General features: G+C 41.1%; 12 protein-coding genes. 6 read left to right on the forward strand and 6 right to left on the reverse strand.

What is annotated here, in order from left to right; all coding sequences use genetic code 11:
- The first annotated feature begins 142 nt into the window (after positions 1-142).
- The 5 genes from AC3E9W_RS18455 (at position 143) to AC3E9W_RS18475 (ending at position 6,131) form a co-directional block, all read left to right on the forward strand.
- Positions 143-877, forward strand: a complete 735-nt coding sequence (locus tag AC3E9W_RS18455) for a class I SAM-dependent methyltransferase (RefSeq protein ID WP_488769519.1) — start codon at positions 143-145, stop codon at positions 875-877.
- A 161-nt stretch (positions 878-1,038) separates the two neighbouring features.
- Entirely contained in the window at positions 1,039-2,070 is a 1,032-nt protein-coding gene (locus AC3E9W_RS18460) for a DUF4365 domain-containing protein (RefSeq protein WP_488769520.1), read from the forward strand.
- A gap of 136 nt (positions 2,071-2,206) precedes the next feature.
- Positions 2,207-3,400 carry a Shedu immune nuclease family protein gene (locus AC3E9W_RS18465; RefSeq protein WP_488769521.1) on the forward strand — a complete coding sequence of 398 codons (1,194 nt, stop codon included), beginning with the start codon at positions 2,207-2,209 and terminating at the stop codon, positions 3,398-3,400.
- Between the two features lie 151 nt (positions 3,401-3,551).
- Positions 3,552-4,631: a PIN domain-containing protein gene (locus AC3E9W_RS18470; RefSeq protein WP_488769522.1), complete on the forward strand. Its 1,080-nt coding sequence runs from the start codon at positions 3,552-3,554 to the stop codon at positions 4,629-4,631.
- 1,092 nt (positions 4,632-5,723) lie between these two features.
- Positions 5,724-6,131, forward strand: a complete 408-nt coding sequence (locus tag AC3E9W_RS18475) for a hypothetical protein (RefSeq protein WP_488769523.1) — start codon at positions 5,724-5,726, stop codon at positions 6,129-6,131.
- Positions 6,132-6,535: 404 nt separating this feature from the next.
- On the opposite strand, the gene AC3E9W_RS18480 is transcribed toward AC3E9W_RS18475, so the two are convergent.
- From AC3E9W_RS18480 to AC3E9W_RS18505, 6 genes are all read right to left on the reverse strand, one after another.
- Positions 6,536-7,186 (reverse strand): outer membrane beta-barrel protein, encoded by a 651-nt coding sequence (locus tag AC3E9W_RS18480; protein ID WP_488769524.1) that lies wholly within the window; start codon positions 7,184-7,186, stop codon positions 6,536-6,538.
- 230 nt (positions 7,187-7,416) lie between these two features.
- Positions 7,417-8,556 carry a formylglycine-generating enzyme family protein gene (locus tag AC3E9W_RS18485; protein WP_488769525.1) on the reverse strand — a complete coding sequence of 380 codons (1,140 nt, stop codon included), beginning with the start codon at positions 8,554-8,556 and terminating at the stop codon, positions 7,417-7,419.
- 460 nt (positions 8,557-9,016) lie between these two features.
- Positions 9,017-9,868, reverse strand: coding sequence for a transporter family protein (locus AC3E9W_RS18490; RefSeq protein WP_488769526.1), 852 nt, complete (start codon positions 9,866-9,868; stop codon positions 9,017-9,019).
- Between the two features lie 17 nt (positions 9,869-9,885).
- Positions 9,886-10,923 (reverse strand): HAD family hydrolase, encoded by a 1,038-nt coding sequence (locus AC3E9W_RS18495; RefSeq protein WP_488769527.1) that lies wholly within the window; start codon positions 10,921-10,923, stop codon positions 9,886-9,888.
- 45 nt (positions 10,924-10,968) lie between these two features.
- Positions 10,969-11,211, reverse strand: a complete 243-nt coding sequence (locus AC3E9W_RS18500) for a hypothetical protein (protein WP_125721023.1) — start codon at positions 11,209-11,211, stop codon at positions 10,969-10,971.
- Positions 11,212-11,390: 179 nt separating this feature from the next.
- Positions 11,391-13,001, reverse strand: a complete 1,611-nt coding sequence (locus tag AC3E9W_RS18505; RefSeq protein ID WP_125721025.1) for an arylsulfatase — start codon at positions 12,999-13,001, stop codon at positions 11,391-11,393.
- A gap of 521 nt (positions 13,002-13,522) precedes the next feature.
- Between AC3E9W_RS18505 and AC3E9W_RS18510 the strand changes: the two genes are divergently transcribed.
- Positions 13,523-24,310: a PKD domain-containing protein gene (locus tag AC3E9W_RS18510; protein WP_488769528.1), complete on the forward strand. Its 10,788-nt coding sequence runs from the start codon at positions 13,523-13,525 to the stop codon at positions 24,308-24,310.
- The last annotated feature ends 40 nt before the right edge of the window (positions 24,311-24,350 follow it).

Raw genomic sequence — 24,350 nt, forward strand, 5'->3', positions numbered from 1 at the left:
TTGATAAAACATTTTACTGAGCTGTGTAAAATGTAGATGAGCAAATGATTGATAAACACATAACTTTCGTCTTGAAAGACTAAAACATTTGGAAGCGAGAGAATGTTAATGACAATTCTTGACAACGCCTAAAAGTATAATTATGGACAATTCAATGAAATTATATTGGGATTTGGTTTTTAAAAGACAAACCAATAATGAACTTTTGCGAGAACTTAATAATCCACTCCGTCAATATGAGAAAGAAATGATAGACGGGGCAATTTTGGATATCGGATGCGGACAGTCGCCGTTCCTTCTTGATTACCTTTCAACTGGTAGGAAAATTATAGCGATTGACAACGAGCAGATCCAATTGGATTACTTAAAAAAAAGAGTTGAAAGCGAAAAATCAGCTACTTTGGAAAACTGGAGTTATTTAAATCTTAATTTTCCCAAAGATGATTTGCCGGACTTAAAATATTCTTTAATTATTTTTTCCAATTTTCTGCATTTTTTTACGCTCAAAGAATGTGTCGAGATTGGTAGAATTACATCTGATAAGTCAACTAAAGGGACATTTATATACGTTGGCGTGCATTCGGTGAAGTTCTACGCAAACAATCCGTCAAATTCAAACAACAATAATTATTTCAAACATTATTTTACTATTAGAGATTTAGATAAAGTTTTCCCAAATCATTTGTTTGAAAGAATATATTATGCGGATATTGATAAAAGCGATTCACAAAGTGAAAGAGATTTAGCAGAAGAATGGCTGGACAGAGATATAGAAGCAGATGGGATTACTGATCCAGGCAAAAGGGACTTAATCAAGAAAAATTATTTGAAAAACAAAAGACAATCAGATGTTATTGCGGTTTATCGAAAAAAATGATCTGGTGCTGTCATCTGGTTGAAATAATAGCTGGCCGCAAACCTAACTTGAGTTTTTTCGTTCACAGAAAAACTCTACTTTTATCAGGTAATAATCCGTAACCGGTTTCGCTTTTTAAGCAAAACAAAAAACGATGGGAGACGTAAACACATAAAATTATAATGAGATACAGTAATACCGAAAGATTAGGTGTAATCGAGACTGATAGAATAATTACTAAACATTTAGGCTGGATATTTCGAGAATTACCAGTTGCAGATGTTGGAATCGACGCCATCATAGAAGAATCCGAAAACGGGAATCCTACAGGTAAATTCATTGCTGCTCAAATAAAAACAGGTAAGGGGAATTTTTATATTTCTGATAAAACAATAATCTATTACGCTTCACGTGTTCACTATCATTATTGGCTCAACTTAAACATTCCTATAGTTCTTATTGCTCATTTCCCAGAAGAGGAGGAAACTTATTGGGAATATATCCAAGAATCTAATTTTCGCAAAACAAAGAAAAAATGGAAAATTGAAATTCCTAAAAATAAACTCCTTAATGAAAAATCTAAACAAAACTTAAGCGAGATAATTTACGGTTCGCAGCACAATGAGAAAATATCAAAAAAATATGATGGAAAATTCTCTGCTGAATTGTTATACGAATCTGTAGAAGACATTCACTGTATTAGTGATGCTACGAAAGCAATTCTTAAAATTGCTGAAATAATGACCGAATTGACTGCCGGTAATGATCAAATTAATTCAAAGTTTAGAGATTATGCAGATCAAGGGTTATCAGATAAAGATGCGCAAGTTAAAGCAACCATAAAGACACTTGGCAGAACATTAAACATTAGTGCTTCGAGACTAGAAAGCGAGATAGATCTTTTTTCGGAATTATATTCTACGGGTGTGATTGCCTATGAAACTATTTTATTAATGCAATATGATATTTTCAAAAATTCAAATGATGCAAAAGAAGCCTTAACATCAATTGAAATAATTCCTGAAAATATTGAAAATTTAATTTCTAATATCAGTGAAATGGTAATTACCGTAAACAATTTACCCAACAAATATATTGCGTTAAAGGAAGCCAAAAAGCAGCTTATAGAAGTTGGCAATCTTTTAGTTTTCGAATTAAAATCTGCAAAAGAGATTACGGAAAATTTGATTCAAAAAATTCGAGATATGGAATAACCCCAGCCACAGCTTCTGCAGTGGGATTTTTTTTCGCCATAGGATTATGTTAAGTTGGCATTGTATTCAAATAATTAGCAAATTCGAAGAATGGGGTTAATTCAACATAATCAACACTCGACAAAACAATAAATATATGGAAAGTAACGAAATAGATTTGAACTATATGAATACGGGAAGTGTTGACAAAACATATTTTGCACGATCATTTGTAGATAAATTTACAGGAGAAACTGAAAGATTTGCATTCAAAATTTTAGATGATAATCAAACGGAGTTTATTCTACGAAAAGAAGCTATCATAAGTAATTCTTTTGTCGGCAAAAGAGCATTAAAAGCTCTATTTTATGAAGATAATAGAAATATAAAAAAACTTTTTCTTCAGCAATTCGACACAGCTCACTTACCAGTAAAAAATTTGTCTAAACAAGCATCATTTACTGAAGGTGAAATAGAAAGGCTATATTTATTCCTGAAGAGCATTAAAGAGGTTGAATTCCCAAACAATCAAACCTACAATGTAAAGGATGATGATTTACGCAAAATGCTCTTGGATGATGAGCAAGCAAAAAAATTGATTTTAGAAAATCTCCCTCAATTACAAAAAGCCCTTAAGAATAACATCACGACCAGTGACATTATTAACTATGGCTACAGGAAAGCTCAACTTGAAATATTTAAAAATTTACTCTATGAAGACGGCTTTTTCAACAATCATAAGCAAGCCTTAATTATCGAGGGAAAACTATCATCAAAAGCTAGAGACGAAGATTTATGGCAATCATTTTTCGAAAAAAACACTTGGATTTTAGGTTATGGTTTAGAATATCTCTTTAATACCGAATTAGATGATAAAAAATTAGAACAAATAACTAGCGGTGCTAATTTTAATGAAAGTGGAAAACGAATTGATGGTTTATTAAAATCTCAAGGTGCTATAAATTCACTTTGCTTTTGCGAGTTAAAGCTTAGTTCTCATACCCTTTTGAAACAGGTTAAAAATTCCTACCGTCCAGAATCATGGCAAATTTCAGATTCATTATCTGGTGCAATCGCTCAGGTTCAAAGGACAATTCAAAAGGCAGTTTTTGACTTGAAAACTAAAATTGAAATTGTAGATAAACAAGGTGATTTAACAGGAGAAGAACTTTATATATATAATCCAAAAGGATTCATATTGATAGGGAATCAAAATGAGTTTATCACTGAAGGCAGAATAAACCAAATAAAATACTCGTCATTTGAAATGTTTCGAAAAAATTTAAAAAATATTGAAATTTTAACTTTCGACGAATTATATCAGAGAGCAAAATATATTTGTGAAAAATAATTACTTTCATCAACAGTTATTACAATTGATTTGCCAATTGGCTTGATGAAATGATTATTTAATATGGATGATATGGAAAATTCGAAAACAGGACTTAATTTGATCCTAAAACGCTGAAGTGCCAGACAATGTCGCCAAAATTTCAACAACTATGCTTAAAACAAGAAATATCTATATTGACACTGAAATATTTGTCGCAAGTAATTATTTTCATAATGAAAATTTACGCCGAATACAGAAATTTGGAGAACTCAAAATAGTTAATATTTTTATGACGGAAATTACTAAAAGCGAAATCCAAAAAAATATTAAAGAAGATATAGCTAATGCAATTAATGAAATAAATAGATTTCGACAAATAATTGCTAATAAAGGAAAGGTTTTAAAAAATGTTGAAAAATTCAAACCATATTTTGAATTACCAAAAATTGAATTAGAACTAGATTATACTGAGCTTTCCGAAAAATTGGAAGAATTTATAGAGAAAGCTAGAGTAGAATTTATTCCATTTGAGTTAGCAAATATTAGTGATGTTGTTTTACAGTATCTCAATGAAGAGCCACCATTTACGAAAGGTAGAAAAAAATATGAATTTCCAGATGCAATTGTAATTTCAGCTCTTACTTTATGGTGCAAAAAAAAATCAACAGAAATATATTTTATAAGCGGCGATCCTGATTTTAAAGATATTAAAATTCCAGGGTTAATTATATTACCATCAGCTAAAATTTTACTTAACAAAATTAATAGTCAATACTCTCATGATGAAAGTGAATGGATACTTGAAATTTTCCAAACTTATGAAAAGAAAATTATTTTAGAAATTGGGAAAACATTTGAAGAAACACTTTTGGATGAGTCAATGTATGATATAGAAATTTCTAATATAGAAATTAAGAGCATACATTTATTTGATCCTTCATTAGTTGAAAATAATAAAGAGTCTGGACAATATTATTTTCAATTAGATTTTGATATTATCTATACTTCCGATATTGAACAAACTGATTATAGTTTTGCCAGTTACGATAAAGAAGACAATAAATATTATAATGTTGGAAAAAAAAGAGCTAACTACGAACTGCATTTTACTCAAACTGCTGAAATATCGATTGAGGCTTATTTTGAAGATAAAGATGAAAATCAAGACATAATAATTTCTTGTACAAATGTTAGCATTCCATCGGAATATAAAATTGAAAGCCATATTGAGTACGATGATTATCATTAAAAACCGCTGTAAGCAGCTACCCCAGATTTATGCGGTAGGATGTATTTAAAATTAATTTAGTACTTGGAAAATTTGTCTTTAACGTCAAAATCACGCTAAGACAAACAATTAAATGGTGGATATCGGCACATCATACCATCAAAAGAAGACAATATTGCGAAGTACGAAGAAAATAAAAATGAATTTGAAAGGTCTGCTGCAGAATTAATCGCAAAATATGACGAGCTAATAAAATCTGGAAGAAAAATACTAAAAATGTAAGGCCACCACTTAAAGCGTGTAAAAGCAAATGGTTTATAGTTTTTTTTTTGCAGTTGGTACCTGTATGAATCTAAATTATATTTTAACAATTTGCAACCCCACAAACCCGTCTCGTATGGTATAAAGTAAGAAACCATTAATCTAAATGACGCTTTATTGGAATACTTATTAATAGTGTCGGGTAATTAGTAATTGAATTTATATTTCTAAAAACAAAAAAATACACAAAAGACTGGTAGAAGAAAATGCATTTAATACAAATGGCAGCCGTCACAACTTTTAGCCCCGATAGCAGCGGAAATCCTTTTGCGCCGGGGTTCGGCGCAAAAGATTGGAACGGATAGCGGGAACAGCTCCAAAAAAAAAAATAAAAAAAATAAAACTAAACCAATACTTATACCCTCTTCCTCATACCCTATTCATCATACCTCATACCTCATACCTCATACCCCATCCCCATACCCCATTCTCTTACCCTATCGCCCAAACACCGCCACCCATACCCTGCCAGCACATATTCTATCACCTGCATCCTGCTGCCCATACACAGCCGCCCCTGTCCGGCTGTCCCGTCCGCCTTGCCCATCTGATTGCCATTTTATAAATGAAAACCATTTTTCTGTAAGAAAAACTGCCCCCGCCTCCCTTACATTTGACATAAGGCAAAACATAAAGGGAAAGCAGAAAACCAAAATCCAAAACCCAGAGGCAGAACGCAGGGCGCAGAGCTGAAAGCCCGGAGCGCAGGCCCGCACCTGAAAGCCGATACAGCCGCTTTACGGGCAGGCCGCTAAAAAAAAACACCAGCAGTCAACCTTAAAAAACAATAAAATGAAAAATCAAGACACACCGCAGAATACGCCGCAGGACAAAGGCAATCCCCAGAACCAGGCCGCAGGCCCCAATAGCAGTAACCCAAACACCAACCCTTACGACTCGGAGAACCTGGACCAGGAATCAGACAGCCCCTCCAAGGACATAACCGAAAAGGACATCGAAAAAGACCTTATGGAGAATGACCCATCAGAGGGATTTGAAACAGATATTGATACCCAGAAGAGAGATGAGGAACAAAATGATTCCTTTGAAACGATCCAGCCCTATGATGACAATCCTGTAAACAGGGAATTCGAGATCAGCCAGCTCGGCAGTGAGGAGCTTCAGCAGGATGAACAAGTAAGGGACGAATCAGAAGGCGGCCCTGCCCGCTTCCATAAGCCTTCGGAGCGGAAATTTTAAAACCGGGATTAAAAGCCCTGCGCGGCAGCAAAAGACTGCTTGGCCGGTTCGCCTGCGCTCGGTGGAATGCATAGCGGGAAAAGCTCACAAAAAATAATTTCATTCATCAAAGAGAAAACCGCCTGCCTGGCCCCTTAAAAAGCTGCTGATTTTCCTCAGATGCCGCCTGCCTGCCGCAAGTGCTTCGCGCCCGGGGGTCTTTTCTGCTGTTATTTCACCGCAGATGCAATAACCGGCGCTTTTTTGCGTTAGTGCTTCACCTCATATAGGCATAAATGGAAGATTATGTTTATGGACAAGCCCGCAGATAAGGTGTCTTATTGGCACGCTATCATGCGGGCTTTATCTATCGCCGCCTATATATGAGAATTTTCTGCTGCAGTTCAAGGGTTGCGCGCATTTTCTCATTTGCTGAAATCATAGCTCAGCACTGCCCCCAGGCCGAACTGGAATGTTGAGGCATAATCGGTCACTGCGACCGGTCCCCAGTAGTAGTCCCAATAGTAGTCATAACCGACGGCCGCCGACATGGACTGCAGATAGGCGTTCAGGTTGATGGAAAACGCAGAATCGGTTTTGATCTTAACCCCCGCTTTGGCCTCCCATGCAAAATAAGTCCCGTTGCCGCTCTGCGGCGCTTCCAGCACAGCAATCCCTGCACCGGCCCCCAAAAAAGGCAGCGCTTTTTGCGAACTGGAACCAAAATAATAGGTATAGTCCGCCAGTATATAATTAATGGCGCCTTTGTCATCTCCGGCATTCACCTGTCCTCCTGCCGGGATGCCTGCCGCAGGCAGGGCGGCTTTGGTATACAGGGGCATTCTGGCATCCAGCCTGTTGTATTTCAATTCTATGGAAGCATTGTCAATTATAAAATATTCCAGACCGGCCCCATATTCAAAACCGTCTTCCACTCTTGCATAAGAGGAATCAAAATCCACCCTGTCCGAAAAGGTGTAGCCTGCGTAAAGATTAAGCAGCAGCGACTGGGCACTCTGTGCCGAAGCCGTAATTGAAAAGAAAAAAACAACAAATGGTAAAAGGTACTTTTTCATAATTTCTGATTTTAATTAATACTTAATGATTTAATTTTCCCTTTGAGGGCGCTTCATTGAAAAATATTTGAGCGATTTGCCCTATTTCTGGATGCATCTGGTATTTGCCTGCGAGATATCCAATCACAACTTGAAATTTAGGCTTATTTAACTTTCTCAGGCAGAGGCATTTTCATGTGCCGTTTACTGCATCTTGTCCAGAATCATCCCATGCAGATCAGGCCATTTTTTTATTCTAAGCTTTTTACGCATCTAAAACCTAAGTGATTGGCTGCAGACCGATATTCCCCTTTTCCTCTGGTTCCAACCATGTAGCGAGTGCAATATTGATCGGTGCATAAAAAAGAACCGCCGCGATGCACTCTTTTGATTTGTGAAGGATCATTCGGATCGTTGTAAGCATTTGGCCCTTGAGGGTTTTTGATCGTTTTTCCGTTTTCTGCCAAGGATTTATAATAATCCACGCTATACCAGTCGTGTACCCATTCCCAAACATTTCCGGCCATATCATATAAGCCGTATGGATTTGGAGCATATTGCTTTGCTGGAGCAATTCCTTTAAATCCGTCTTCTCCAGTGTCGCCGTCTTTTATAGGGAAATGTCCCTGATAGATATTTGCCTGAAATTTGCCGTCAGGCTTTAAATTATTTCCCCAAGCGTAAAGATTTCCTGTTTTACCGCCTCTGGCTGCAAATTCCCATTCAGCTTCTGTCGGAAGCCTTTTTCCTGCCCATTTCGCGTAAGCTTGGGCATCTTCATAAACCACATGAACAACAGGATAATTTTCTTTTCCCTTAATGCTGCTTTGCGGCCCGTCTGGATGCCTCCAGTCTGCTCCCGGTTCATAACGCCACCATTGAAGAAAATTATTCAAATTAACTGCAGATGTTGTAGGGGTAAATATAACAGAGCCTGTAATCAAATCCTCTTCGTTTGCAGTTGGAAATTCTTCTTTTGTTGGTTTTTGTTCCGCAACGGTTACATAGCCTGTCGCTTTTACAAATTTTTCAAATTCTCCGTTCGTCACTTCGGTTTCGTCCATATAATAGCCGTCAACGTAAACTCTGTGAATGGGAGCCGCATCTTTTGCAGCGCCTTTAATGCTGCACAAACTCTCGTCTTCAACGTTTGAACCCATTGAGAATTCGCCTCCAGGAATCCAAACCATTCCTTTTGGGGCTTTTACAGCGGGTTTGAATTTATTTTCTACAGTTGGCTTAAATTCAGATGCTGTATTATTTGGAGTTTCATGACATTCTGCGACAGTTTTTTTCTCTTCTTTATCAGCAGATCTGCTGTAACTGTAAGCAGACGAAATAATAATAGAAGCTGTCAGCAAAGCTAAAATCAAAAAAGTCTTGTTTTTCATAATAAAGGGTTTTAATCTCTCAGGTTTCTCTAGAGGATTATACTCAAAACATAATAATCTTTGTCTCTGCCGCCCTGACAGGCGCAGCACTTTTTGAGCGCAAGACTGCTTTGAAGAAGGATGCCTGTGCAATCATTTCACAAAGCTTGAGGTTCAATGTGCTGCGGCGCCCTTCTGGTCTGGCCCTGCAAAAACATACGCATGATTTATCCAGACAGCTTTCTGAGGATGCTCCCTGAAAATCTGCTTTCCTGCGCCGATCCGCCCATAAAAGCATCAGAAGCAAGCTTTCTGTAAAGCCGAACTGTAACTGCTGCCCACTATCTTAATCTATAAACGCGTGAAAATACCATCTGGCGAAGGCCCGCCGCGAACAAACCTTAAAAGGATTTCTCAGTCTGCCCTCTTAGCTGCCTATAGGGAACAAATGCAGTATGCGCACTTGCGTGCAGACAGCAGATTACATGGGAATATACCATCTGAAACCCAGCCTAATGCCAAAATTTGCCGAATTTCGAGGATATCCCTCTGATCTGTAAGCCATTATTTCAGGCTCTATATAAGCATTATATTTCAATTTGCCCGACCAGATATATCCTAATCTGAAATCCATCGGTATGGCGACTTTTCCTGTTTTGTAATCAATCTGCCATTCGGGTTCAATTCCAGCATACACGCCATTCGGCCAAGTGTAAAATACATTAGGCTGCAGCACCGCATAGGCAGAAGATCCGTACTGGCCATTTTTTGAAACCGTGAAAAAATTTTCCAGTATCCAGTACATCTGCCACTTGCCTAACTTTGTAAACGTTACTGTAAAGGCAGGTCCAAGACTCCATTGCGGCGAGCCCAGCTTGGGATCTCCCGCGGTGGGAATCTGAAGATTCCACCCGGCTCCAAACTGTCCCCATTCTTTTTTACTGAGGATAAAAAACTGGTTAAGCGTCACATCGCCAAGACCGGTCCTTCCGCCTGGTGCAGTATTTAGAAAAGCGATCACCCTGATGAGCTGAGGCACTTTAATTACAAAGCCTTCTTTCATCGGTATGATTCCTCTGACCCTGAAATTTTGCGCAAATCCATCCTGATTTTCCGTTTTCAGGATTGCAAATTCTTCAAGCTGCAGCTGCCAGGCCAGCGTTGTGGGATTCATGACCTCTTGGGATAATTTCACAGACGTCTTGCCCTCAGGCTGGTCCTTTTCCAGCGGGTTCTCTTGGGCAGTGATGCCCTGCATTCCAAATATAAAAATTAGCAAAACAGCCTGCAAGGCTGTTTCACGAAGGATGGTATATGCTTTTGTACATTTCATAACGCCGATTTAGAGGATTATTTTTCCGGATAGATAACTTTCCAGTCTGTTTTCATATCGGCAAAGGACCAGTTTTTAGCTTTGCCTTCATCCAGGCCTTTATCCAGAGTTCCGACAGGCGACTTTCTGTCGTAAGCCCATTCTCGGACTGAGTCGGTATGATGCACATATAATTCAAAGTTTTTATATTTATTGGATGCCGTCCACTGGAGCATCTGGAGGTCCCCGTCGGAATTTCCAGCCGCAAAAACCGGCTTTTTGCCGATATATTTTTCTATAGCAACCGGCTTGCCTTCCCTGTCATCATTAAAATCCAGTCCCGGAAGCTTCACGATAGACGGCTTGCCATTATTGTAGTCATACCTCGCCTGAAGCGTGCTGCCCACAACCTGATAGCTTGGAATTCCATATGCCTCTTCTGTCCAGGCGCGCATGAAGTCTATTCCGCCTCCAGAGACAATAAAGACCTTAAATTCCCTGTCCTGAAGGTATTTTACCAGCTCCAGCATAGGCTGGTAGATCAGCTCTTTATATAATTTTTTCTTGACGGGATGCCGCGCGGAATCTATCCACTTTCTGACATTTGAATTGAACTCTTCTGTGGTCATGCCCGAGTGGCTCACCCCGACAATCTGCAGAAGCCCATTTTTTCCCTGCTTCATCAGATCGCCCATATTGTTTTCCAATACCGCCTTGAAAGGCTGCTTATTTTTCCATTCCGGATGCTGGGGTGCCAGGGCTTTGACCTGATCCAATGCAAAGAAAAGCTGAAAATAGAAAGGCTGTTCGGACCACAGCGTCCCATCGTTGTCAAATACAGCAATGCGGTCTTGTACCGGAATAAAATTAGGGCTTTTGGAATCTGTGACATCCTTTATGTAAGCAATAATATCTTTTTTCACTTTTGTATCATTCCACGAGGCAAGCGGATCTGTACGCTCAATTGGCGTTCCAGCCTGTGAAGCGCTTTGGGCCTGTTCTTTTCTGCATGCTGCCAGCAGCAGAAGGGCAGCGCAGGAAACCACGACTTTGCTTAAATTTTTAATGTTTTTCATATTACTTATTTTAAGAACTTCTAATGTTGCGGCTATCCAAAGTTTTCATTCCATTCTGTTGAGTATATAAATTAAGATTTCCTCCTCCAGCTCTGCCGATAAATTTTCATTTTCCACCCTGCTGCTGAAATCCTCATCGATCTTCTTCTTAATTTTCCTGACATTCTCCTTAATGCTGCAGTATTCATCACAGATCATTTTAAAACGGTCATCTGCCAGATAAAATACCGTAATCGATTCCATATACTGGGCAAACTTTTCATTCTGTAAATCTTTAGGAAGCGACATATATCTATATTTAAAAATTATAAAATATAACTGGAAATGCCAGCTGGCGCATTAACACAGCCAAAAGTTTGGCGATTTGCTATCTGCTGAAAACATTGCTGGAACAATGCCCCAATATTAGCATTTATAAATAAGGCAGTTTTTAACCTGCCTTATTTTATTATTTAAATTACTAAAAACTAATACTTTATATCCTCAGGCAGCTTCATTCCTTTCTCGTCGAGCATTTTCTTGGCTTCCTGAATATTTCTAAATCTCGAAATGCTTTCACTTCCCGTATAGACCTCTCCCTGCATCTGTCGCGGCGGATACTGCACATAAGTTTTAATGAGATCCTGGATGGCTTTATTAAAGACCGGCAGCGTCCAAGTTTTTTCGGTAAAACTGTTCATGAACAGGTCATATCGTTCCTGCGGATCCTGCCATAGATCATAAATGGCCGGAACAGTCGCAACATAAGTTTCATCCCCTCTCCATCCAAGCTGCTGTCCCGGCGCATCACTTCCCGCCTGAGCTCCATTGTCTCCTCTTGTATTGTACACTGCCTTAAAGTGGCTGACCCTTACTGCACCTGGCGAAAGTTCTGATTCGGTAAAGTAAAACCACGTATTGCGAAGCGGCTTTCCTTTCTTGAACAGCACATTTGCCATATCATAGCTGTCGAAAACCATCGGTTTGCCCTCACGGTCATTTTTAGGCAGCTCAACTCCTGCAAGACCCGCAAAAGTTGCCATCAGATCTAATCCCCCAACTATGTTATGATTCTGGCTTCCTGGCTCTATCTGTCCAGGCCACCATGCTATAGCAGGCACCCTGCTTCCCCCTTCCCTGTCGGTCCCTTTCGATCCCCTGAATGGTGTATAGCCTGCATCTGGATGAACATCCTGCCATGCCCCATTGTCAACGGTATAGATCACAATTGTATTGTCAGCAATACCCAGCCTTTTAATTTCATCCATCACGCGCCCTACATTATAATCCATCTCCATCACGCAGTCTGCATATTTGCTGGCTCCAGGCGATTTTCCCTTAAATTGTTTGGATGGCAGGTTAGGCTGATGGTTCTTGGCAAAGTTTACACACATAAAAAAAGGGCTGCCTCCATTTGCGTATGTGTCAAGCTGCTTTAAGACATTGTCAGTCATCATCATATCAAGTTCGGCAATGTTTTCTTCTGTCACTTTAGAAACCTCTCGTACTTTTCCTCCTGCTTCACCTTCCAACACGCCGGTAGTTACCTTTTTGAAAAAACTAAGCATCTCTGGTGTCATATCCGGATTCCATGACGGAAAAGCATAGGTGTAAGCATTTAAATGATACAGTACCACGTTCTGCATAATATCAAATCCGTGAGCGGTGGGCATAGCATAATCAGCTTCGCCTAAATGCCATTTTCCTGAAAAATAAGTTTTATAATTTGCTTTCTTTAAAACAGAAGCCAGTGTCCATTCTCCCGCTGGAAGGCCTCCCCCCTGCCCCTGAAATGCCACGGTAGTCATTCCGCTTCGGTTTGGTATACGTCCGGTGATCATTGCTGCCCTTCCCGGCGTGCAGCTTGGCTGTCCGTAAAACTCCCAGAACTGCATCCCTTCCTTGGCCATTTTATCAAGATTAGGGGTCGGCATCCCCCTGGACTCGCCGCCTCCAAATACTCCTAGATCTCCCCATCCGGTGTCATCAGAGATTAGCATTATGATATTGGGCTTCTTTTTAGTCTGGCTGAATGCAGATCCGATAAAGGTAAAGACCATCAGGCCGGTAAAAATAATCTGTAAAATTCTCTTTTCCATAATCTTAGGTTTAAATTAATTTTTTTAATTGCATTATCTTCCTTTTATTGACTTATTAAAATCAGAATTAAATAATGGTGAATTGTTTTGGCTTAAGGGATTCCATTTAGTCCCTAGAGCATAGCTCGAAAAGCAAGTCAATCAAATTTAAATATTCTTCTAAAGCTTGGCAGATTATTGCCGCATTAAACGGTTGCAGATTATAATCTGCAACCATTTTATAATTTAAAAGCTGCATCAAAACATGAAAGATCATCAATAAAAAAACACATAAATACTTAAAAAACAAATCATTACACATTTAAATCTTCAAAAACAACTAACAGGCACAAAAAATCAAAAAGACCTGATTCTCATGCGATTTTTATATGTTTCAAATTATAATCTGCAACATCTTTAAAAAAAAACGGAGCTTTTTTTGGCGTAATTTTGAGAAGCTTTTTTCAAATTAAGCATACCTTATCAAAAATCGCCACTTCTTATTTCTCAAATTTTCAGCTATAGAATTTATTTTACTGCCTATGAATAATTCTTTACCCATCCGCTTTTTTTTTAAGAAACATGTCCTAATTTTAATTGTTCTGCTCAGCGCTGCAAATAAGCTGGCAGCACAAAACTGTACTGTAAACGCAGGAGTGCTCAACGTTACTATCTGTGAAACTGACGCTTTGGTTCTCACCGGAAATAATCCATCTCCAATTATCGGAAACGTTTCCTGGACACAGATATCGGGACCCGCCGTGGTTATAGCCTCCCCAAACAGTACAAGTACAGCAGTAACAGGATACACTGGAGGAAACACTTATATCTTTAGATACAGCGCAACCTGCGGCGACGGGATTGCGGCCTATCAGGACAAAGTGGTCAACATACAGCCTATAACTATTGCAGATGCAGGGGGAAATATTGCAAGCTGTCCCAACAGCTCCGGCAATTTAACAATTTCGGCCAATAGCCCGCAAAATGCTGGAGAGACCGGATATTGGGAAATAGTTGGTGCTAACAATGCGGGTGTTGCAATTGATTTTCCGAATCTGCCAACCTCAACAATAGCATTACCGGCAGCAAGCTGCGGCGTTTCAACCCTTCAATGGGTTATAGAAGGCCCTGAATTTGCGCCAGGGCAGCGCTGCAGGACCACCTCGCAGATAACAGTTACAAACTACGGAGGCGTTACGCCAGTTTCTGCCGGACCGGACCAGACACTGAGCAACTGCTACACCACGACGCAAAGCGCAAACTTAAGCGCAACTTACGGAGGATGCGGCCTAAACGGGCAAAATGGGCAATGGACATTTGTCAGCGGTCCCAATACGCCGGCTATAAGCAGTCCTGGTTCCAATAATACGCAAGTATCAAATCTTGTACAGGGAACTTACACTTTCAGATGGACCGTAACAGGCCCCTGCGCCTCGGGCAATGACACCGTTAACATTATTGTTCCCGCTGCGACGCAGGATGTAACAACGCTTCCTGGCGGCGACGAAGATATTTTCTTTTGCGACAATACCATTACTCAAGTTACTTTAGCAGCTCAAACCCCATTATATGCCGGTGAAACGGTTCAATGGACGCAAATATCGGGCGACAGCGGTGCTGTGATTGTTTCACCGGCAAATCCCACTACTCTGGTCACTAATATTTCAGATTCAGGAGACCCGTACAAGTTTAGATATACGCTTACCAATGCCAATACGGGCTGCGTATTTACTAAAGATTACAATATTCAGTACAATGGACCTACAAGAACCATTGCCGCCAATAATGGCAATGATATGGTCGGGAGCTGTGATGCGACAGTCTTTACAATTCCCCTTACGGTAACGGGAACCGGAGTAAACCAGTACAGAATTGTGGCAGGCCCGGATAATTCACCGCTTGGACCCTTTCCTACTGCCCTTCAGAACGTTGGAAATTCACTCACCCTTACACTTACCGAACCAGGAAATTACACAGTTGAATTTATAAGAAGCCAGAACGGATCTCTTCCTGTTGGATGCGGTTATGGTTTTGATACTTTAAACATTCTGGTTTCCGGGGAACCTACACCTTCAAATGCAGGGTCTGATGTCAGCCTTCCGTGCGGCGATACCAGCACCATACTTTCAGGGGTCGCCACAGAGGACGGCATGCATTTCTGGAGCCAGCTCAGCGGTCCGAATGATGCTGTAATTACCGATAGTTTTGCTATAAACACACAAGTCACAGGGCTGGTACCGGGAACTTATGTCTTTCAATATATCACAAAAGGGGGCGGGGCAACCTGCGGCTTTTCGGTTTCTACCGTTACCATATATGTATCTGGCAGTACACTGGGAACAACAAATGCAGGACCTGACCAGATTGTCTGTACAGGCTCGCAAGTACCCTTGGCCGCCACGCAGGCTTTAAGCGGTGAGATCGGCACATGGAGCCAGATTTCCGGTCCGAGCGCAATAACATTTTCCAATATTAATGATCCTAATGCCACGGCAGAAGGATTTGCTGTCTCAACAGCAGCGTATGAACTGCAGTGGACTATCTCTTATCTTCATCCGGGTCCCTCCTGCAGCGCCCCTGTTTCCGACACTGTGCAGATTATTACAAATGATAGAAATGCACCGACCCCTTCAGATGCTGGACCTGATGCCTGTTATCCCAATGGAACAACTTCATTTAACCTCAACGGCAATACAACCCAGCCTCAGGATTTCGGAACCTGGACCGTAGTGCCTTCCTCCGGGGTAACAATCGTAAATCCTGCAGATCCGAACACGCAGGTTATTGTTACCGCCAGCGGAACCTACACCTTTACATGGTCTATCGAAAACAGACTCAGACTGTGCCTGCCCAACCAGAGCAGCGTCACTGTAACTATTGCAGATACGCCGCCGGCGGCGGACGCCGGCCCTGATCAGGAAATTTGCGGATCAGCAATTACAATGGCTGCTGCAGCCAGCAGCGGAGCAATGGGAACCTGGACAAGAATTTCAGGTTTGGGCGGTTATACTATAAGTGATATACACGATCCAAATGCAGTTTTTACCTTCACCAGCAGCGGTTATTATATTTTCAGGTGGACAGTAAATGCTGATGTATGCGGTGAAGCTTTTGATGACATAAATTTAACCATTGGCATTCCGCCCCACCAGGCCGTTGCCGGACCTGATCAAAATATCTGCAATAACACCAGCGTTACAATGGCCGCAAGCACTTATGACAGTTTTTTTGAGACTGGCCAATGGTCGGTTCTGACCGGCGCGCCAAATCAGCCTAATATTGTTGACCCTGCCAATCCTAATACCGTGATTAACGGACTTGTAGCCGGAACTTATACTTTTAGATGGACAATAACTGCAAAAAGCATTTTCTTATGCCAGGGCACATTCGATGATGCGGTTGTAGTAGTCACACCGGCTGCAAATGCCGGAAGTGATCAAAGTTATTGCGACGTTACAAGCATTCAGCTTAAAGGAAATGAAAATTCAACGGGAACCTGGACCCTTACCAGCACATCAGGAAATCCTGCAGCCGTCAGCATAACTCAATCTCCTGCTGACAGCTATATTGCCAATGCAACTGTGGTTCCAGGAAACAGCTATGTCTTTACTTACACAACTGCTTCAACGACTTTCCCTGACGGGTCTGTCTGCAATGGATCATCAGATTCTGTTAATGTCGAAATCTTCAGCGGGGCGAGCATACCGCCCGATGCAGGTCCCGACCAGACATTGTGTATTTCTGATGTCGGCGGAGTCGCTGCTTTGCAGGGAAATGCTCCGCCGCCTGATGTTTCGGTTTCTGAATGGCGTTTTGCATTTCAGCCTCCCGGAAGCGTCGCAGTAATAGACAATCCCTCTGCTGCTTCAACAACCGTTTCGAACTTAACAGTTCCCGGCTTATATATTTTGGAATGGGTTTTTGAAAGCCCGTCATGCAGAACATTGTCAGATATTGTAAGAATAGTAATGAATGCGGCGCCTAGTGCCGCAAATGCTGGACCAGATGATGCTGCAGCCTGCCAAACTACTTATCAGACAGCTGCTGTGCCTCCAGCTGTCGGCATTGGAACGTGGTCGATCACCAGTCAGCCTCCAGGAGCTGCAGCAGTAATAGACAGCCCTAACAGCCCAGCGACAACGCTTTCAAATGTTACGGTTTTGGGAACATATACACTGACATGGACAGTTTCAAATGGACCTTTTACCAGCCCATCATTATGTCAGCCCTCATCAGACACTGTTAATATCACCTTCAATGACGATCCTCCAACCGCAGCAAGCGCTGGGCCTGATCAGGAGTTATGTGATGCCGCTTCAGTGACTATGGCAGCTAATGCTCCAGTCATTGGCACAGGAACATGGGCTCAAATTTCCGGGCCGGCAGCGACAATAGCATCGCCAAACAATCCAAATTCATTAATTTTAGGATTAGTGGCGGGCACTTATGAATTCAGCTGGACAATTGCAACAACAGGATGCTCCTCTGAAGATACAGTAATCATTACTATTTACGATTTGCCATCAACTGCAGATGCAGGACCAAACCAAATAATTCCGCAATTTTCTCCCGTAAACCTCAATGCAGCCGCTCCCGCGGCTGGCACAGGAGTTTGGACTCAGGTTTCAGGACCGAGTATTGTAGGATTTACAGATGCATCATCTGAAACAACAGCTGTTACTGGAACAGTTGCTGGAAATTATGTGCTGCAATGGACTGTAAGCAATGGCAATTGCGCAGCTTCTTCAGATACTATGAATCTGACAATTCTTTCAGTTGCCGATCTAGAGCTGGCAAAATCAGTTGTTCCTGTCAGCGGAAGTTCTGGAGATACAGCCACCTTCAATATTCAGGTATTTAATAACAACTCCTCAGGCGGAACTGTGACTGCAACAGGGGTTTCTGTAAGAGACTATATCCCATCGGGATATACAATTGTGCCAGGTTCAGTTAATTTTGCGGGACAGTATAATATTGGCGACAATACTGTTACCTGGAGCAGCCTTGCGATTCCTGCTGGCAGCAGAATCACCCTTTCATTTCAGGCTGTAATCAAATCGGCAGGATCTTACGTAAATAGTGCAGAAATTATTGCTTCTAATCAATTTGACCCGGACAGCACGCCTAATAATAATATTCTCGCAGAAGATGATCAGGATGATGCTGCTATTACACTGGATCTGGCTGATTTATCTCTTCAAAAAACAGTTTCGCCAGCCGCTGTAAGCATAAATGACAACGTGATATTTACAATCAGAGTTACCAACAGCGGGCCGAATAATGCTTCAGAAATTACTGTTTCAGACCACCTTCCTCCAGGATATGCCTACGTAAGCGATAATGGAGCAGGAAAATATAACAATGCTACAGGCATCTGGAATGTCGGCAGTTTAAATAATGGAAACGCTCTAACATTACAGATTACCGCTAAAGTCAACACTGCTTCTGCAGCCAATTATATCAATACCGCCGAAATACAGACAGCAAAACAAAAAGATCCAGACAGTACACCCGGCAATGGCCTTCCAGAAGACGATATTGCCAGTGCCAATGTTGTCCTGAATTCAGCCGACTTGGAACTTGCAAAAACAGTAACTCCTGCTTCTGCAGCAGCAGGACAGCAGGTAGATTTTACAATAAATGTTGTAAATATAGGGCCTGGAAATGCAACAGGAGTGAAGGTGCAGGATATTGTTCCTGCTGGTTATACTTTGGTGCCCGGTTCGGTGTCAAACGGAGGAACCTATCAAGCCGCAAATTCCTCAATTAACTGGGAGAATTTGGTTCTAAGCAGCGGCGCCAATTTAAATCTAAGCTTCAGCGCCGTGGTAAATCCTATAGGTAACTATCTAAATACAGCTCAGATAACGGCAAGCGATCTGCCCGATCCTGACAGTACTCCAAATAACAGTATTCCAACTGAAGACGATCAGGACGATGCCGAAATTACCTTTATCGGACCTTCTGCCGACTTATCTTTAGTAAAAAATGTCGTTGCAGGAAATACGAGTCCTATAGCAGGAAGCCAGGTATCATTTGAGCTTATTATCAAAAATGATGGCCCTGATAATGCTGCAGGAGTCCAAGTAGCCGATTTGCTCCCTTCAGGCTTTCAGTACATAAATTATAGTTCCTCCGCTGGTTTGTATGACAGTGCTTCGGGAATTTGGAGCGTAGGCACAGTTGATGCCGGCGTTTCAGAATCACTTATCTTGGATGCTAAAGTACTGCCAGCTGGGAATTATTTGAATACAGCCCAAGTAACAGCAAGTAATCTTCCTGATCCTGACAGCACACCAAACAATGATGACGGAGATCAGAGCGAAGACGATGAAGATAACGCTGCTGTAGTGCCTGTTCCGCCATCAGCAGATCTATCATTGACTAAAACCGTGAGCAGCACAACTCCTTTAGCGGGCTCAACAGTAACTTTTACTATTATTGCAACAAACAGCGGTCCGCAGGATGCTGCACAGGTTCAGGTAACCGATTTGCTGCCAGCTGGCTACACTTTCAGCAGTTTTAATGCAACAAGCGGAACTTATGACAGCACAACCGGACTTTGGACATTGGATATACTCGAAAGCAGCGAGTCTGAAACCCTACAGATTAACGCAATAGTAAATGCCACCGGAAATTACACAAACACAGCCGAAGTAACCAGCAGTGACACGCCAGACCCTGATTCGACCCCAAACAACGGAGTAACGTCAGAAGATGATTATGCTGAGGCCAGCACCACTCCTATTCCGCTTTCATCCGATTTATCATTAACTAAAACAGTCAATAACACAAATCCATTAGTTGGTTCTAGAGTTACTTTTGAAATTGCCGTAACCAACAATGGCCCTCAGAATAATCCTGGAGTTCTGGTAACAGATTTATTGCCTTCAGGATATACGTACAGCGAATATAATGCTTCAACTGGAATTTATAATCCTGTTACTGGGGTATGGAATATCGGTATTATCCCTAATGGAAAAACGGAAGCTCTTCAAATAATAGCAACCGTAAACGCAACAGGGGATTATTTAAATATAGCTGAAATAACAGCAGCCGATCTTCCTGACCCAAATTCTACACCGAACAATGGAGTAACGACAGAAGACGATTATGCTACCGCAGCCGTAACGCCAGTTCCGCTTTCATCCGATTTATCATTGACTAAAAAAGTAGATAATCCAACTCCGTTTGTAGGTTCTCAGGTAACTTTCGAAATTGTTATCACCAATAACGGGCCACAAGACAATACAAATGTTGAATTAACAGATTTACTGCCTTCAGGATATACCTACAACAGTTTTACGATTTCAACAGGAACTTACGACCCTGTAACAGGAGTTTGGTCACTGGCCAATATTGTTAATCAAAAATCTGAAACTTTACAGCTTACAGCAACTGTAAACGCGACAGGAGATTATTTGAATATTGCCGAAATAACAGCCGCTGATCTTACTGACCCGAATTCTACTCCAAACAACGGCGTTTCCACCGAAGATGATTATGCAACTGCTATAACAGCGCCAACACTGCAATACGCCGATTTATCTTTAACCAAAACCGTTAATAATGCAACACCGATTGTGGGTTCTGTAGTTACTTTTGAAGTTGTGGTAACTAATAATGGCCCGCAAGATACAGCTGGAGTAACCGTAACCGATTTACTGCCGTCTGGATACACCTACTCCAACTTTACGATTTCAACTGGAACATACAATCCGACGACAGGAATTTGGGCTGTAGGGAATTTAGAAAATGGAAAATCAGAAACACTTCAAATTCTAGCAACGGTAAACGCAACTGGAGATTATCTGAATGTGGCAGAAGTGACCGCGAGTGATCTTCCTGATCCGAATTCTACTCCAAATAACGGAATTACGACAGAGAATGATTACGCATCGGTTTCAACCACTCCAACAGCACAATCCTCAGATCTTTCTTTAACTAAAACAGTAAACAATACAACTCCTTTAGTTGGATCGATTGTTAATTTTGAAATTGTAGTTACAAATAATGGTCCAAATGACAACACTGGACTTGCGGTAACCGATTTACTGCCGTCTGGATATACTTTTTCGTCATTTACCACTTCAAAAGGAACTTATGATCCCGTAACCGGAGTATGGACAATAGGCAATTTATTAAATGCAAATTCAGAAACTTTACAGATTTCAGCAATTGTAAATGCTTCTGGAGATTATTTGAATACTGCCGAAGTTACAGCAGCCGATCTTCCTGATCCGAATTCAACACCAAATAACGGAATTACGACAGAGAATGATTATGCATCAGCAACTACAGTTCCAAACCAATTATCTGCCGATTTGGCTTTAACAAAAACCGTTAATAATCCAACCCCATTAACCGGTTCTACAGTTGTTTTTGAAATTATAGTTGAAAATTACGGGCCTCAAAATACAACAGGTGTAACCGTAACCGACTTACTGCCTTCTGGATATACTTTTAGCAGCTACAATACTTCAAAAGGCAGTTACAACCCAGCAACAGGAAAATGGAATATTGGTTCAATTCTAAACGGAGATACTCACGTATTGCAAATGACAGCTGTTGTGAATCCTTCTGGAGATTATTTAAATATTGCTGAAGTAACAGCAAGTGCACTTCCTGACCCGAATTCTACACCTGGAAACGGAATTGCTACAGAAAATGACTATGCTGCAGTAAGTACCGCTCCAATAGGCCAAGCTGCTGATTTATCATTGACTAAAACAGTAAATAAACCTACTCCTTTAATTGGAACACCGGTAACTTTTGAAATCATCATTAAAAATGATGGGCCAGAAAATACTGCTGGTGTAGAAGTTACAGATCTTCTTCCAAATGGCTACACTTTTAGCAGTTTCTCCGCTACAAAAGGAACTTACAACAGCACAACCGGTAAATGGACAATTGGTTCGTTAATCAGCGGCGATTCTCAAACCTTACAGTTGGCCGCTATTGCAAACGGAACTGGAAATTATCTCAATATTGCAGAAGTAACGGCTAGCACGCTTCCTGATCCTGATTCGACTCCAAATAATGGTGTCACAACTGAGGACGATTACGCGGCTGTGGGAACAGTTCCAGTTGCTTCTCAAGCCGATTTATCTCTAACGAAAGAATTAGTTGGCGGTAATCTTAGTCCGATTTTTGGCGCCACAGTAACATTTGAAATTACAGTTAAAAATGATGGACCGCAAAATGCAACAGGAGTGCAAATACTGGATTTACTGCCAAGCGGTTATGATTATTTGGTTTACAGCTCAACCGCTGGAAATTACGCCAATGCGTCGGGAATATGGAATATCGGCACTATTCTAGCCGGAGATTCGGAAACTTTATTGGTATCAGCGATTGTAAATCCGGCAGGAAATTATCAAAATATAGCAGAAATATATTCTTCAGACCAATCTGATCCAGATAGTACGCCAAACAACGGAATTGCTGGAGAGGACGATATGGATTCTGAAACGCTCACTCCTGTTGTGGCTGTTGCCGATCTTTCTTTAGAAAAAGAAGTCGTTAATAATATATTGACGCCAGATGTGGGCGCACCGATATCATTCTCCATTACGGTGCGAAATTCGGGTCCGAGCGCTGCCACAGGCGTGACAATCAAAGATGTTCTGCCTCCAGGATATGATTATATATTCTATAATGCTACTTCTGGAAGTTATAACCAAATTACGGGCGAATGGACTCCGGGAATTATTCTTCCTGGAAACAGTCATACATTATTGTTAAATGTATTTGTAAAAACACCAACAGGTGCTGCAAACGAATATTTAAACATTGCAGAAATTATGACATCTGATCAGCATGATCCAGACAGTACGCCTGGAAATGGTATATCGTCAGAAGACGATTATGACAGTATTGCTGTGACACCAGTAATTGTTCAGGCAGATTTGTCTATCGAAAAAAGAACGCTTAGCGGAAATACTTCTTTTGATGTTGGCGCCAACATCATATTCGAAGTAACCGTTAGTAATGATGGTCCAGGAAATGCCAGCGGCGTTATGGTAAAAGACTTGCTTCCAAAAGGATTCACCTATCTTACCTATACGGCAACAAGCGGTATTTACAACTTTGTTACCGGAAACTGGAATACGGGAATTGTAAACGCTGGCGCTACACAGACATTGCAAGTATATGTTCGTGTCAATCCGCCTTCTGGTCAAAGCGGAGAATACACCAATATTACGGAAATCACCGCCAGTAACCTGCCCGATCCAGATTCGACGCCAAACAACGGTGTCACTACAGAAGATGATTATGACAGTCTTACTATAAATGTTAACGTAGCCGATTTAAGTCTCAACAAAACAGTCAATAATCAGAATGCGAATGTTGGCGAAACGGTTAATTTCACCCTTCAAATTGGAAATGATGGCCCTGCAGAAGCAACTGGTGTAAGTATAGAAGATGTAATGCCTGTTGGCTACAAAAACATTTCGAACATCAGCAATGGCGGTATTTTAAGTCTGAGCAGCATCAAATGGACTGGCTTAACTGTTCCTATTGGCGGTATCACCCTGACCTACTCAGCAGTTGTCGGAGATCCTCACGGACTGCAACATACCGATTATGTAAACATCGCGCAAGTTACCGCGAGCAATCAGTTTGATCCTGATTCGACTCCAAATAACGATAAAGGAGATCAGAGTGAAGACGACGAAGATTCGGAATTCATCAATATTCCATCAACTGATGTAGCCATAAATAAAACTGTCGATAAAACAGATGTGCCGATGAACAGCGAAGTCACTTTTACTATTACGGCAGATAATTTAGGCAGTCTCGCGGCGACAAATGTTGAAGTTCAAGATGTTCTTCCAAAAGGATATTCATTTGTGGGCGCAACCGTTACATCAGGAAGCTACAATGCATCAACAGGAATTTGGTCCATACCTTCTATTAATCCTGGTTCTGCACAAACTCTAACATTGATTGTAAAAGTGGTAGATTTTAACGACTATGTAAATACCGCTACTTTAACCAAACTGGATCAGATCGATACCAATTCTAGCAACAATCAAGACAGCGCCAGCGTAAAAGCAGACTGCTTTAAGATTTATAATGAATTTTCGCCAAACGATGACGGACAAAACGATACGTTCTACATTGACTGTATCGAACGCTATCCAGACAATCAGCTCGAAATATTCAACCGCTGGGGTAATTTGGTTTACTATAAAAAAGGTTACGACAATACGTGGGACGGAAAAGCAGATGGCTCTGCCAAAACACTCCCTGAAGGCACCTATTTCTATATTCTCGATTTAGGCGACGGTTCTAAAAAAACCTCTGGATGGCTTTATCTAAAATAAAACAGCAGGGCACTACAAATTAAGAAATAGGATTAACCAA

This window comes from Flavobacterium sp. 38 (assembly GCF_057799715.1).